This window comes from Stenotrophomonas sp. NPDC047960, assembly GCF_043204395.1.
Classification (GTDB): Bacteria; Pseudomonadota; Gammaproteobacteria; order Xanthomonadales; family Xanthomonadaceae; genus Stenotrophomonas.
Genome location: NZ_JBIDBX010000004.1, coordinates 339084 through 353020, shown reverse-complemented (window position 1 = coordinate 353020; position 13937 = coordinate 339084). Strand labels below are relative to the sequence as shown.

Genomic DNA, 13937 nt, shown 5'->3' with positions numbered 1-13937 from the left:
CAACGCTACGCTCACGGAATGAGCCGCCATCCCGACCATGAGGACGCCGCGCATGCCGCCCTCCGCCGCGTTCGCCGCGAAGGGCGCTGGTGGTGGGTGCAGGCCTGGCAGTCGCGCCGCATCTGGCGCTGGGCGCTGTTGGTGGCGGTGACGGTGTTCGTGCTGCTGGCCCTGTTCCGGCGCCCATTGGCCAACTGGTTCTGGAACGAGCCGCAGGTGGAACAGCTGCTGGACCGGGGCGACCGTGCACTGGCGGCGGGACGGTTGACGGCTGCCGACGGCAGCGGCGCGCGCGAGTGGTACCAGGCGGCGCTGGCGCTGGACAGCGATCGACCGCAGGCCCGTGAAGGCCTGGCGCGCACCGGCCAGGCCGCGCTGGTGCAGGCCGGTGCCGCCCTGGATGCCGGCGATGCGGAGGCCGCGCAGCGTGCCCTGGCGCTGGCCCGCGAACTGCAGGTGCCGCAGCGCGATGCCGATGCCGTGGCGCGCCGGCTGCGCGACCACCGGCAGGGGGGCGCCGGGATTGGCGCGCTGCTGGGCCGGGCCGAATCAGCGCTGCAGGCGCAACGGCTGGACGGCAGCGAGGACAGCGCCTTGCCACTGTTCCAGCAGGTACTGGCGCGGGCGCCGAACCACCTGCGCGCGCTGGAAGGGCGCGAGGATGCGCTTTCGGACCTGCTGCAGCAGGCACGCGATGCAGCAGCACGGGGTGATGTCGCCGGTGCCGCGGACCGCGTGCAGCGCGCGCGGGGCTTTGATGCAGGCCATGTCGACCTGCCAGCAAGCGAGGCCGCCCTGAACGCGGCGCTGGAGGCGCGCGTGCGCGATGGGCAGCGGTTGCTGCGCCGGCAGCGCTGGCAGTTGGCGGGCGACGCATTCCAGGCAGTGCTGGCGGTGCGCCCCGATGACGCCGTCGCGCAGCGCGGGCTGCAGCAGGTGGTCGAGGCGCTGCTGGCGGCGGCGGTGCGCCAGGCCGCGGATTTCCGCTTCGATCTGGCGGGGCAGGCGCTGGCCACTGCAGAGGCGTTTGGTGCGTCCGAACGCCAGTTGGTGGCGTCGCGCCAGGCCGTTGCGCAGGCGCGCCAGGCCGAGCGGGCGCTGACCGCACCCGCCACGCCGCACCGACGCCGCGAGCAGGCCGTGCGCGACCTGCTTGCGCGTTTCGAGCAGGCCCAGGCACGCGGCGACATCCTGTCGCCGCCCGGCAGCAGCGCCTATGACGCACTCCGCGAAGCGCAGGCGCTTGCGCCCCGGGACGCGCGCGTGCATGCGGCGGCACAGCGGCTGGTGCCCGCCACCCGGCAATGCGTCGAAGATCGCCTGCGCGAAAACCGCGTACAGGCTGCAGGTGCGTGCCTGGAGGCCTGGCAGGCGTTGTCGCGCAGCGGTGGCCAGGCCGACGCCGGCCAGCGCCTGGGCCAGCGCTGGCTGGCCATTGGCAGTGAGCGCCTTGGCCGGGGCGACGTGGCGTTTGCGCAGGAGGCGCTGCAGCAGGCGGCCCGCTGGGGCGTTTCCCCCACGGCGGCCGAATACCAGGCGCTGCAGCAGCGGCTGCTCGCTGCCGATCCGCTGCGCTGAGTCGCACCGCGCCGGCAGGCTCCACGCAGCCGGTCGGCTATAGTGCGCGCTCGTTCCATCGTGGAAAAGCAATGACAGTTCTTGTTTCCGGCGCGACCAGCCAGATTGGCAGGTACCTGTTGCCGCGGTTGGTGGCCGCACAGGTGCCGGTACTGGCCTTGAGCCGGCATGCGCACCCGGCGCAGCCGGGGGTGGCGTGGCAGGTGGGCGACATGCGTGCACTGCCGGCGCCGTCGCAACCGCTGCAGGCAATCGTCAGCTTCGCGCCGCTGGACGCATGGGGCGACTGGCTGGCCCGGCAGCACACTGCGCCGGCGGGAAAGATCATCGTTACCAGTTCGATGAGCGTGTTGACCAAGCAGGGATCGGCGCAAGCTGAAGAACAGGCGCTGGTGGCGTTGTTGCAGCGGGGCGAGCGCAACCTGGCCGAGCAGGCCGAGCGCCTTGGCATGCAGTGGACCGTGCTCCGTCCAACGCTGGTGTACGGCGCCGGGGTCGACCGCAGCCTGACCCCGATCGTCGCGCGGGCGCGGCGCACGCGCCTGTTTCCGATTCCCATGGCGCACGGGCTGCGCCAGCCGGTCCACGCCGATGACATCGCACTGGCGGTGGTGGCGGCGTTGGGCAGCGAGGCGGGATCCGGCCAGACCCTGCAGATCGGCGGCGGCGAGCGCCTGGATTACCAGCAGATGTTCCGGCGCGTGCGCGCGAGCATGGGCAGCTTCACGCTGCCGGTATACCTTCCGGAGACAGCACTGGCGCTGCTCGCGGCGGCCGTGCCGCGTGCGCGCGGACCGGTGTCGCGACTGCAGCAGGACCTGGTGGCGGACAACACCGAACTGACCCGACGCCTGGGCGTGGAGCCACGTGCGTTCCAGCCGACCCCTGCGACCTGGCGGCCGCATACCCCCTGACGGCCTGCCCTTACTGGACGAACACGCGCCGCACCGTGTCGCGCGCGGCGTCCAGCGAGAAGTGGTCCGCCACGTTGCGCAGCCCCGCAGTCGACAGTTTCCGCCACAGCGCTTCGTCGCGGTACAGGCGGACCACGGCGGCCGCAAACGCGTCGGCATCGTCGGCCACCAGTACATCCTCGCCATCGCGCAGGTGCATGCCTTCGACCCCCACGGTGGTAGCCACGACCGGCTGGCCGTGGGCCATGCTCAGGTTGACCTTGCCCTTGACGCCGGCGCCGAAACGCAGCGGCGCCACCGCGATGCGCACCTCGTCCATGTAGGGGGTCACCACCGGTACGAAACCGTGGATCTGCACGCCCGGCTGGGTGGCGGCCAGCGCCTGCAGGGCAGGGGGAACATCGGCGCCGATGCAGTGGAAGCGCACCTCCGGCAACTGCGCCCGGATGCGCGCGAACACCTCGCCGATGAACCACTGCATGGCATCCACGTTCGGTGGATGGCGGAAGCCACCAACGAACACCAGGTCGCGGCGCTGTGCCCAGCTGGCGCCGCCACCGGCCACTTCATGCAGGTTGGAAATCAGCTCCACGTGTACGGCCGGGGCATCGACCTGCAGCTGGGTGCGCTCGGCTTCGCTCACCAGCACGGTCACGTCGCTGGCGGCCATCACCGCCAGTTCGCGGGTGCGGGTGCGTTCGGCGTTGCGCAGCAGTCCGGCATCGCCAGCCAGCTCCGCGCCGCGGCGTTCGCGCAGGTAATGCAGGTCCACGGTGTCGAACACGCGGCGCGCATCCGGTGCATAACGTCGCAGCAGCGGCAGGCACTCGCTGGCCACGTGGTGGCGCACCATCATTACCACCGCAAAGCGCGGCCCGTGCTCGCGCAGCCACGCGCCGACGCCGTCCAGGAACGGGGCGTACCAGACCTCCACGCCCAGCTTCTGCAGCGCTTCGGTGGGGGCACCGGCATGTTCGCGCAGGGTCGGCACGAACACCACGTGCAGGCCTTCAGCGAGCAGCATGCGGATCAGGTTGTACTGGCGCAGCGACCCGGAATCGCGATCCGGCTGCGGCACCCGTTCGTCGAGGATCAGTACCTGGCGCTGCTGGCGGTGCAGCAGTGCCGGCGTGGGCACGCTGCCTGCGGCGGGGTGGGCAGCCAGTACCGGCGCCCACTTGGCGGCGAACACGCCCCGGTTGCGGACCTGGTAGGCCTTGATCCCCGTGCCGGTATCGGTGCCGTTGCTGGTGCCTTCGTCATGCACCACGCGACTGGCCGGTTGCACCAGCACCCGGTGGCCGGCGGCGCGCACTGCGAAGGCCAGGTCGGTATCTTCGTAATAGGCCGGACGGTAGCGCGTATCCAGCCCGCCCAGCTGCTCCCAGAGCGGGCGCGGCAGCATCAATGCCGCGCCGGAACAGTAGTCCGCATCGCGCAGCGCGCTGTAGCGCGGGTCGTCCGGCGATTCGAAGCGCCCGTAGCTCCACGCGCTGCCCTCGTTGAACACCACGCCGCCCGATTCCTGCAGGCGGCCGTCCGGATACAGCAGTTGCGAACCGACCAGGCCGGCGTCCGGTACCGCGTCGAAGGTGTCCAGCAGCGCGTCCAGCCAGCCTGGCTGCGGTACGGTGTCGTTGTTGAGCAGCACGATGAACGCGCCGCGCGAACGTGACACACCGTCGTTGCAGGCTTCGATGAACCCGCCATTGGCTGCGCGGACTTCATAGCGCAGCCCCTGCACCTGCGGCATCCACTCCGCCGTGTCATCGCTGCTGCCGTCGTCGACCACCAGGATCTCGCAGGCCACCTTCGGCGGGTAGGCCGCCAGGGCGCGCAGACACGCCAGGGTGTGGGCTGCATGGTTGTACACCGGGATCACAATGCTGACCCGGGGCTCAACGCTGTACGGCACCGAAAACGGCGCGAACGGGGTGGCGGGGGGCAGGTACAGCGGCGCGCGCTGAAGACTCGCCACGGGGCGCGCATGCACCCGGATACGCTGCCAGGTGGCCTGCCAGCCCCGTGTCCGCAGGCTGGCCACGCTGCGCCGGAACAGGCCGATCATGCGGTTCAGGAAGTAGCGTGCATCGGCCAAGGACGTGGGCATCCCGTTACAACTCCAGCTAAGCGGGGAAAACCGGGGGACACGCGCGCCACCAAGGCTGCGCTAGACTCGCCGGACTTTTACATTCTTGCATGCCCGTGCCCCCACGCTACGATTCCGACGACAACGACGCGTTCGAGGACGACACCGACAGCCGCTGGCCGCAGTGGCGTCCTCGCCTGATCACCTGGGGCATGGCCGCCGTTGCGCTGGCGCTGGGCTTCCTCATTCCGTATACCGCGTACCTGAACACCCAGGTCACCCAGCGCTTCGGCGAGCTGCGCTGGCAGATTCCGACCCGCGTCTATGCACGTCCGCTGACACTGGCGCCGGGCGTGGCCATGGATGCGCAGACGCTCAAGACCGAGTTGGCGGCATCGGCGTATCGCGATGACGGCATCGGCAAGTCCCCGGCCACCTTCAGCCAGGACGGCGGCCGCTTCGTTGTCTCCAGCCGTGGCTACAACGATGTGGATGGCAAGGTCGCGCCGCGCCGGATCGAGCTGCGTCTTTCCGGCGGCCAGATCGCCTCGCTGCGCGATGCCGACAGCCGCAAGGCGCTGAAGGCCGCGCGGCTGGACCCGGCGCGCATTGCCACCCTGTACGGACAGAAGCAGGAAGAACGCCGCCTGGTCCGGCTGGAAGATACCCCCGAGCTGCTGGTCACCGGTTTGCAGGCTGTGGAAGACAAGGACTTCAACCGGCACCACGGCATCGACCTGAGCGGCATCGCGCGCGCGGTGTGGGTGACCGTGCGGTCCGGTGGCCAGAGCCGCCAGGGCGCGTCCACGCTGACCCAGCAGCTGGCCCGCAGCGGCCTGCTCGGGATCGGCAAGGAACAGACGGTCACCCGCAAGTTCAACGAGGTGCTGTACGCGCTGATCATGGAAGCGCGCTACGACAAGCGCACCATCCTGGAGGCCTACCTCAACCAGGTGTACCTGGGCCAGCGCGGCAGCCAGGCAATCCACGGCATGTCCTCCGGCGCCGAATTCTGGTTCGGCCGCGACCTTTCCTCGCTCAACACCGAGCACATCGCGCTGCTGATCGGCCTGGTCAAGGGGCCGTCGTACTACGACCCGCGCCGCAATCCCGAGCGTGCGCTGGATCGGCGCAACTTCGTGCTCGGCAAGCTGCACGAGAACGGCCTGATCGACGCGACCGAACTGCAGCGCGCGCTCAAGGCGCCGCTGGGCGTACCGAAGAACCCGGGCCTGATCGCCGCCAACCGGTTCCCGGCCTATGTGGATCTGGTGCGCCGGCAGCTGGGGCATGACTACCCGGAATCCGTGTTGCAGGGCGCCGGCCTGAGCGTCATGACCGGCATGGCGCCGTCTGCCCAGGCCTATGCCGAAGGCGCGGTGACCAGGACGCTGAAGTCGCTGGAGAACAAGCGTCGCCCCGAACTGCAGGCCGGCCTGGTGCTGACCGATGTGCACAATGGCGACGTGCTGGCCGTGGTCGGCAGCCGCGATGTGTCCGAGCCGGGCTTCAACCGGGCCATCGAAGCGCAGCGGCAGGTAGGCTCGCTGCTCAAGCCGTTCGTGTACCTGCTGGCACTGGCGCAGCCGGACAAGTATTCGCTGGCGACCTTCGTCGACGATTCGCCGGTGACCGTGCAGCTCAGCCGCGGCAAGCGCTGGACCCCGGGCAATGCGGACAACCGCAGCCACGGCACCGTGCGCCTGGTCGATGCGCTGGCCAATTCCTACAACCAGGCCACCGTGCGCGTGGGCATGCAGGTAGGCCCGGAACGCGTCACCCAGCTGATCCACGTGCTGGCCGGGTTGAAGGCCGAGAGCAATCCCTCGGTGATCCTGGGCGCGACCGACCAGAGCCCGTATGCGATGGCGCAGCTGTACCAGTTCCTCGCCTCCGGCGGCGAAATCCAGCCGCTGCACGCGGTGCGCGGCGTGCTCGATCCGCAGGGAAAGCTGCTCAAGCGCTATGACAAGACCCCGGCACCGGCCCAGGAAGGCGACTCCATCGCCGCCAACCTGATCAGCATCGGCCTGCAGCAGGTGGTCTCCAGTGGCACCGCCGCGCGCCTCAATGCCGACGGCCTGTCGCGCCTGCAGGCGGCCGGCAAGACCGGTACCTCCAATGACGGCCGTGACAGCTGGTACGCCGGCTACACCGGCGACCACCTGGCAGTGGTCTGGATGGGCAACGACCAGAACCAGCAGACCGGCCTGTTCGGCGCCACCGGCGCCATGCGGGTGTGGTCGGGCATCTTCAGCCGCCTGCCGAGCGCGCCGCTGAAGGTCAGCAACAAGGGCCTGGACTGGCAGCCGGTCGAAGCCGGTGGGACCGCCGCCACCGACGAGTCCTGCCCGGGCGCGCGCCGTTTCCCGTTCGTGGTCGGCTACGCACCGGCCTACACTGCGTGCGTGGCCCCCACCGCATTGCCGGAAGGCGAAGGCGGCGAGGGCAGCGAAGGCGGCGGCTGGCGCAGCTGGTTCGGCCTGGACAAGAAGCCCGAACCGGCCGCCGAGCCGGCGCAGGCCGCACCCGCGGCCACTTCCCCCGCTCGATGACGCGCAACGCAAGGCAGCCCCGCATGACGACTTCCCGCACCGTGATTCGTACCGCTACCGTGCTCACCCTTGGGCTGGCGCTGGCCGCCTGCGTGTCCACCGCGCCGCCGGTGAAGGCGCCGGTGGATACCACAACGCCGGCCCAGCGCATGGCGGCGGTGGATGCCAGCGCTGGCAAGGATGACAAGGAACTGGACGTGCAGCCGCTGCGCGATGCCGGCATCGAGGACCTGCGCGTAGTGGCCAAGGCCAAGCGCCAGGCCAACGATCTGGCCGGTGCGGCCGAGGCGCTGGACCAGGCACTGCTGATCAACGAAGGCGATCCCTCCATCGTGCAGGAACGCGCGGAAATCGCGCTGCTGCAGGGTGACTGGGCACGCGCCGAAACGCTGGCCCGCAAGGCGGTGGAGCTGGGATCGAAAACCGGCCCGCTGTGCCGCCGCCACTGGGCCACCATCGAACAGGCGCGGTTGGCGCGTGGCGAAAAGGAAAACGCGGTGTCGGCGCACGCCCAGCTGGAAGGCTGCACGGTGCCGGGCATAAAACGCTATTGACGGTTCGCCGGCCGGCGGCCGGCACTACAATGGCGGTATGTCCCGCCTTGCCCACGCCAGCAGTGAAGCCCTCAGCGAGGGCGGCACCCTGGCCAGCCAACTTGATGCCTTCGTCGCGCGCCCGGCCCAGCTGCGCCTGACCACGGCCATTGCCGAGGCCTTCGTCCAGCGCGAAGTGCTGCTGGCCGAGGCCGGCACCGGCACTGGCAAGACCTTCGCCTACCTGGTACCGGCGCTGCTGTCGGGCCTGAAAACCATCATTTCCACCGGTACCCGCGCGCTGCAGGACCAGCTCTACCACCGCGACCTGCCGCGCGTGCGCGCCGCGCTCGGGGTGGGGCACAGCAGCGCGCTGCTCAAGGGCCGGTCCAACTACCTGTGCCGGTACCGGCTGCAGCAGGCGCGAGGCGAACCGCGCTTCACCTCGCCGCAGGAAGTGGCGCAGTTCCAGCGCATCCTGGCCTGGTCGGGGCGCACGAAGTTCGGCGACATGGCCGAGTTGGAAGCGCTGCCCGACGATTCACCGCTGTACCCCATGGTTACCTCCACGGTGGACAACTGCCTGGGTACCGAGTGCCCGTTCTGGGACGACTGCTTCGTGGTGCAGGCGCGCCAGCGTGCGCAGGCGGCCGACGTGGTGGTGGTCAACCATCACCTGCTGTTGGCTGACCTGGCACTCAAGCAGGAGGGCTTCGGCGAAATCCTGCCGGGTGCGCAGGCGTTCGTGATCGACGAAGCCCACCAGTTGCCGGAGCTGGCGGCCAACTTCTTCGGCGAAGGCTTTGGCATGCGGCCGTGGCAGGAACTGGCCCGCGACTGCCTGGCCGAGAGTCGCAGCGTGGCCGGCGCCCAGGCGGCGCTGCAGGCGCATGCCGGGACATTGGAGCAGACCCTGCGTGACCTGCGCATGGCGATGGATGGCCTGCCCGCGCGTGGCACCCAGTGGCGCGCCCTGGCGGTACCGCAGGTGCGCGATGGCTTCGACGCCGCGATGAGTTCACTGGTCGCGCTGCGCGATGCACTCGATGGCGTGCGGGCCGCATCGCCAGGCCTGGATGCCTGCCATGCGCGTGCGATGGAGGCGGTGTCGCGGCTGTCGCGCTGGTTGGGCGACGATGCGCCGCTGCTGGATTTCGATGCCGATCCGGAACAGGCGCCGGCGCCGGCCGACGTGCTGTGGTACGAGCTCACCCCGCGTGGCTTCCGCTGCCAGCGTACGCCGATGGATGTATCCGGGCCCCTTCGCGAGCACCGCCAGCGTTCGATGGCAGCGTGGATCTTTACCTCGGCCACGCTCACCGTTGACGGCAGGTTCGAACACATCGCGCAGCGGCTGGGCCTGGACGACCCCATCACCCTGCTGCAGCCGAGTCCGTTCGACTGGGCCCGGCAGGCGCTGTGCTACCTGCCGACCGATCTGCCCGATCCGGCTGCGCGCGGCTTCGGTACTGCGCTGATTCGCGCGCTGACCCCGGTGTTGGAAGCGTCCGCCGGCCGGGCATTCCTGTTGTTCGCCTCGCATCGCGCCCTGCGCGAGGCGGCCGAAGCGCTGCGCGACGCGCCCTGGCCACTGTTCGTGCAGGGCGAGGCGCCGCGCGCCACGCTGCTGCAGCGCTTCCGCGAATCGGGCAATGGCGTGCTGTTGGGCTCGGCCAGCTTTCGCGAAGGCGTGGATGTGGTGGGCGATGCATTGAGCGTGGTGGTGATCGACAAGTTGCCCTTTGCCGCCCCCGACGACCCGGTATTCGAGGCGCGGCTGGACGCGATCCGCCGCGACGGCGGCAACCCCTTCCGCGACGAGCAGCTGCCACAGGCGGTGATCGCGCTCAAGCAGGGAGTGGGGCGGTTGATCCGCAGCGAGACCGACCGGGGCGTGCTGGTGCTGTGCGATCCACGCCTGGTCAGCCGCAGCTACGGCCGTACCTTCCTGGATTCGCTGCCGCCGTTCCGGCGCACCCGCTCGCTGGGCGATGTGCAGACCTTCTTTGCGCCACAATGGCCTGCCACGGCCGCCGACCCCGGGACTGCAGGTCCCGCCGCGGTTGCAGACGCCTTTCCTACTTCCCTGTTCTGATCCCCATGAAACTGCTCGCTTTTGAAACCGCCACCGAAGCCTGCTCCGTTGCCCTTTACGTGGATGGGCAGGTGCGTGAGCGCTTCGAGATCGCCCCGCGCCGCCATGCCGAACTGAGCCTGCCCTGGGCCGAGGAGCTGCTGGGCGAGGCCGGGCTGGCGCGGTCGCAGCTTGACGCGATCGCTCTGGGGCGCGGGCCGGGTGCCTTCACCGGCGTACGGCTGGCCATTGCCATTGCCCAGGGCATCGCACTGGCGCTGGATCGTCCGCTGATTCCGGTGTCCACTCTGCAGGTGCTGGCGCTGCGTGCGCCGGCCGGAGCGACCCATGTGCTGAGCAGCATCGATGCGCGCATGGGCGAGGTGTACGCGGCTCGCCAGGTGCGCGTGGATGGGCAATGGCAGCTGCAGGGCGAGGAGGTGGTGTGTGCGCCGGAGGCGGTGGAAGTGCCCGATGGCAGCCGTTGGTTCGGTGTCGGCACCGGCTTCGGCGCGGCCGATGGCGTGCTCGCTGCCCGATTGGCCGACCAGCTGGAAGGTGTCGATGCACAGGCGTTGCCGCGCGCATCCGACCTGCTGACGCTGGCCGTGCCGATGTTCGAGCGCGGCGAGGCGATGGCGCCGGAGCTGGTCGAACCGGCCTACCTGCGCAACAACGTGGCGCTGACGCTGGTTGAACAGCAGGCTGCGCGGGCGGCAAAACAGCAGGTCTAGGGATTGGCCGCAGTCACCGTTTCGGGTGGCCGACCTCATTCACCGGTCGTCGCGCAGCTCGCCGCCGGGCAGGAACACCCAGGTCCGGGTGACCTGCAGGATATCCACGCCGTCATCGGTCTTGGGCAGCGGCGGGAACGGCTGGGCCAGGCGGATTACCCGCAGTGCGGTTTCATCCAGCAGCGGCGTGCCGCTGCTGCGCAGGATCCGGCTGCTTTCCACGCTGCCATCGCGACGCACGCCCACGGTGATCACTACCTGGCCGCCGAGGCGGCGCTGGCGCGCCTCATCGGGGTAGTTCAGGTTACCCACGCGCTCGGCGCGGTCCACCCACGCGCGCAGGTAATTGGCGTAGGCGTACTCACGGGTGCTGGCCGACACGAACTTGCGGTTCGGGCGTTTGGCGTACTGCGCCGAGCGCAGGTGCACTTCGGCGGCCAGCCGCGCCATTTCGGCATCGCGTTGTTCGCGTGCGGTCAGCGCCGGATCCTGCTGCGGATGTTCCGGCAGTGGCTGTGGCTGGGCTTCGGCGACCCGGTCGGAGCTGTTGCGGCTGGCCACGACCCGCGCCTGCGGCGGCGGTGGGCGCGCGGCATCCTGGCGCTGCTGCGGCACCGGCGACAGCCCGGCCTGCGGCTGCGGCACGATCCCGGTCTGGTTGTCGCGCGGACGCTGCGCCTTGTCGTGGTCGCCGCCGCCCTGCTGGTTCGCCTGGGCCAGGAAGTCAGCCTGCTTGGGCGTCAGCGGCGTCTGGGTCTGGCTGAAGATCACGTCCAGGGTGGGTACCAGCGCGGCGTTGTCGCTGACCGCGAAGCCCACCCCCAGGATCAGCAGCGCATGCACCAGCGCCGACAGCGCCAGGGTCGCGCCCAGGCGCTGCGATTCGCGGGCCTGCAGGGGCACCATCGGGGCGACCGTATTCATTGCGCCAGGCTGGCCTCGATCGCGTCGAACAGGGTGCCGGCGATGTTCAGCCCGAACTGCGCATCCAGTTCGCGCACGCAGGTGGGGCTGGTGACGTTGACTTCGGTCAGGTAATCACCGATCACATCCAACCCTACGAAGCGCATGCCACGGCGCTTCATTTCCGGCCCGACCTGCGCGGCGATCCAGCGGTCGCGCTCGCTCAGCGGGCGGCCTTCGCCGCGGCCGCCAGCGGCCAGGTTGCCGCGGAACTCGTCGCCCTGCGGAATCCGCGCCAGGCAGTAGTCCACCGGCTCGCCGTCGACCAGCAGGATGCGCTTGTCGCCGGCGGTGATGTCGGGGATGAACTTCTGTGCCAGGGTCAGCCTGCGCTCGCCGTCGGTCAGCGTTTCCAGGATCACGTTGAGATTCGGATCCCCGGTGCCGCTGCGGAAGATCGAGCGCCCCCCCATGCCGTCCAGCGGCTTGAGCACGGCCTGGCCGTGTTCAAGCACGAATGCCTTCAGGTCGGCATGGCGACGACTCACCAGGGTCGGCGGACAGCACTGCGGGAAGAGCAGGGCGGCCAGCTTCTCGTTGTAGTCGCGCAGGCCCTGCGGGTCGTTCGCCACCAGCGCACCGGCCTGCTGGGCCACGTCCAGCACCTGGGTGTCGTAGATGAATTCGGCATCCACGGGCGGATCCTTGCGCATCAGCACCACTTGGCCCGGGCCGAACGTGGTCTGGCAGAATTCACCGAGCGTGAACCAGTCATGCTTGTCGTCGCGCACCTGCAGCGGCGCGGTGCGGGCCACCGCGACTCCGTCACGCAGCGCCAGCCCGCCGGGGCTGACGTAGTGCAGGGCGTGGCCACGGCGCTGGGCTTCCAGCAGCATGGCGAAGGTGGTGTCCTTGGCGATCTTGATGTGGGCGATGGCATCCATCACCACGATGACGTTCAACGGCATGGTCGCAACCTGGCGGGCAGGCGCTGATGGTAGCGGCAATGCGGCCGTATTGCCCGCCCGGAGCGGCGGAACGCAGCGTCCGGCGGTCTTCACGCTTTGCGCAGTTCCGGGCCGGGCCGGTTCGCGGGGGGCGCTCCCGGCTTGGCTTCGGAAGCACACCCTTGATGACGGCCGCGTGGTGGGATATAGATACGCTTTCGCAGCGGCGCCGGACCAAAGCAGAAGCGTCGCGCGCTCGGGGAAAGGTAATGACTGAAAACATGGCTGCGGGTGGGGAACTCGCAGGGCTCAGGGTGATGGTCATCGATGATTCGAAGACCATCCGCAGAACGGCTGAAACGCTGCTCAAGCGTGAAGGCTGCGAAGTAGTGACCGCGACCGATGGTTTCGAGGCGTTGGCGAAGATCGCCGACACACAGCCCCAGATCATCTTCGTGGACATCATGATGCCCCGTCTCGACGGGTATCAGACCTGCGCGCTGATCAAGAACAACCAGCTGTTCAAGGCTACGCCGGTGATCATGCTGTCGTCCAAGGATGGCCTGTTCGACAAGGCGCGCGGTCGCATCGTGGGCTCGGAGCAGTACCTGACCAAGCCTTTCACGCGTGAAGAACTGCTGGGTGCCATCCGCACATACGTAAACGCCTGACCAGGGGGGAAAGGCACAATGGCTCGAATCGTTCTGATCGAGGACTCACCGACCGACCGGGCGGTGTTCATCCAGTGGTTGACCAAGGCCGGGCACGAAGTGCTCGAAGCCGGCAACGCCGAGGACGGCATCAAGCTCGTGCAGGAACACCAGCCACAGCTCGTGCTGATGGACGTGGTGCTGCCGGGCATGAGCGGCTTCCAGGCGACCCGTGCGCTGAACCGCGATGAGAAGACCAGGGCAATCCCGGTGATCATCGTGAGTACCAAGGCGATGGAAACCGACAAGGCCTGGGGGCTGCGCCAAGGCGCGGCCGCCTACGTGGTGAAGCCACCGCGCGAAGAAGACCTGATCGCGCAGATCAACGACCTGCTGGTGTCCTGATGCGTTCTCCCTTCGACATCCTTGAAGCCTACGAACGGCGCAGCCTGGCCCATGCGGTGCAGCTGCCCGAGCGGCAGTTCGCCCAGGACCTGTGGCGCGGCGTCGGCTACCGGGTCGGCAAGCGCCACCTGGTCTCGGACTTCCGCGAGGTGGTCGAAATCGTGCCGATGCCGCCGATTACCCCGGTGCCCGGCGCGCAGCCGTGGCTGCTGGGCGTGGGCAACCTGCGCGGCAACCTGTTCCCGGTGGTCGACCTGAAGTACTTCATGGAAGGCGAGCGCACCGTGCAGCAGGAAGGCCAGCGCGTGCTGATCATGCGCCAGGCCGGCGGCGACGTCGCCCTGACCATCGATGAACTGTTCGGCCAGCGCAGTTTCGAGCTGGACCAGGATATCGAAAGTGGTGACCTGGCCAGTGGCCGCTACGCCCACTTCATCGACCGCGCGTTCCGCGGCGACGGCCACGACTGGGGCGTGTTCTCGCTGTCACTGTTGTCGCGTACCCCCGAATTCAGGCAGGCCGCGGCGTGAACGCTGCTGCCTGCCTCACTGCATT

Annotated in this window: 12 protein-coding genes; 9 read left to right on the top strand and 3 right to left on the bottom strand. The window is 69.2% G+C overall.

The features are described 5' to 3' along the window. Positions 1-18 precede the first annotated feature (18 nt). Both ACGFZ3_RS11475 and ACGFZ3_RS11470 read left to right on the top strand, forming a co-directional pair. The gene (locus ACGFZ3_RS11475) at positions 19-1578 is read left to right on the top strand and encodes a hypothetical protein (protein ID WP_392920776.1); all 1560 of its coding nucleotides are present in this window, start codon (positions 19-21) and stop codon (positions 1576-1578) included. A gap of 71 nt (positions 1579-1649) precedes the next feature. After that, on the top strand, positions 1650-2492 hold the full coding sequence (locus ACGFZ3_RS11470; RefSeq protein ID WP_392920773.1) for an NAD-dependent epimerase/dehydratase family protein: 843 nt from the start codon (positions 1650-1652) through the stop codon (positions 2490-2492). Positions 2493-2502: 10 nt separating this feature from the next. Here ACGFZ3_RS11470 and ACGFZ3_RS11465 read toward each other — a convergent pair whose 3' ends face one another. Next, positions 2503-4602 carry a glycosyltransferase gene (locus ACGFZ3_RS11465; RefSeq protein ID WP_392920771.1) on the bottom strand — a complete coding sequence of 700 codons (2100 nt, stop codon included), beginning with the start codon at positions 4600-4602 and terminating at the stop codon, positions 2503-2505. 95 nt (positions 4603-4697) lie between these two features. Here ACGFZ3_RS11465 and mrcB point away from each other — a divergent pair, with 95 nt between their 5' ends. The 4 genes from mrcB to tsaB are packed head-to-tail and all read left to right on the top strand — an operon-like array spanning position 4698 to position 10477. Further along, positions 4698-7136 carry a penicillin-binding protein 1B gene (gene mrcB, locus ACGFZ3_RS11460; protein ID WP_392920987.1) on the top strand — a complete coding sequence of 813 codons (2439 nt, stop codon included), beginning with the start codon at positions 4698-4700 and terminating at the stop codon, positions 7134-7136. A gap of 23 nt (positions 7137-7159) precedes the next feature. Continuing rightward, positions 7160-7690 (top strand): tetratricopeptide repeat protein, encoded by a 531-nt coding sequence (locus ACGFZ3_RS11455; RefSeq protein ID WP_392920769.1) that lies wholly within the window; start codon positions 7160-7162, stop codon positions 7688-7690. A gap of 37 nt (positions 7691-7727) precedes the next feature. After that, on the top strand, positions 7728-9764 hold the full coding sequence (locus ACGFZ3_RS11450) for an ATP-dependent DNA helicase (RefSeq protein WP_392920766.1): 2037 nt from the start codon (positions 7728-7730) through the stop codon (positions 9762-9764). Between the two features lie 5 nt (positions 9765-9769). Further along, positions 9770-10477 carry a tRNA (adenosine(37)-N6)-threonylcarbamoyltransferase complex dimerization subunit type 1 TsaB gene (gene tsaB / locus ACGFZ3_RS11445; protein WP_392920763.1) on the top strand — a complete coding sequence of 236 codons (708 nt, stop codon included), beginning with the start codon at positions 9770-9772 and terminating at the stop codon, positions 10475-10477. A 39-nt stretch (positions 10478-10516) separates the two neighbouring features. On the opposite strand, the gene ACGFZ3_RS11440 is transcribed toward tsaB, so the two are convergent. Together ACGFZ3_RS11440 and gshB are read right to left on the bottom strand one after the other, a co-directional pair. Further along, entirely contained in the window at positions 10517-11401 is an 885-nt protein-coding gene (locus ACGFZ3_RS11440) for an energy transducer TonB (protein ID WP_392920760.1), read from the bottom strand. Further along, positions 11398-12348, bottom strand: a complete 951-nt coding sequence (gshB, locus tag ACGFZ3_RS11435) for a glutathione synthase (RefSeq protein WP_392920758.1) — start codon at positions 12346-12348, stop codon at positions 11398-11400. The genes ACGFZ3_RS11440 and gshB overlap by 4 nt, the downstream gene beginning before the upstream one ends. 248 nt (positions 12349-12596) lie before the next feature. Here gshB and pilG point away from each other — a divergent pair, with 248 nt between their 5' ends. From pilG to ACGFZ3_RS11420, 3 genes are read left to right on the top strand one after another with little or no spacing between them, the layout of a single operon-like run. After that, positions 12597-12998 (top strand): twitching motility response regulator PilG, encoded by a 402-nt coding sequence (gene pilG, locus ACGFZ3_RS11430; RefSeq protein ID WP_068853721.1) that lies wholly within the window; start codon positions 12597-12599, stop codon positions 12996-12998. 18 nt (positions 12999-13016) lie between these two features. Then, positions 13017-13382 carry a PleD family two-component system response regulator gene (locus tag ACGFZ3_RS11425; RefSeq protein ID WP_392920755.1) on the top strand — a complete coding sequence of 122 codons (366 nt, stop codon included), beginning with the start codon at positions 13017-13019 and terminating at the stop codon, positions 13380-13382. Then, positions 13382-13912 (top strand): chemotaxis protein CheW, encoded by a 531-nt coding sequence (locus ACGFZ3_RS11420; protein WP_392920752.1) that lies wholly within the window; start codon positions 13382-13384, stop codon positions 13910-13912. Before ACGFZ3_RS11425 ends, ACGFZ3_RS11420 begins: the two co-directional genes overlap by 1 nt. Positions 13913-13937 lie beyond the last annotated feature (25 nt).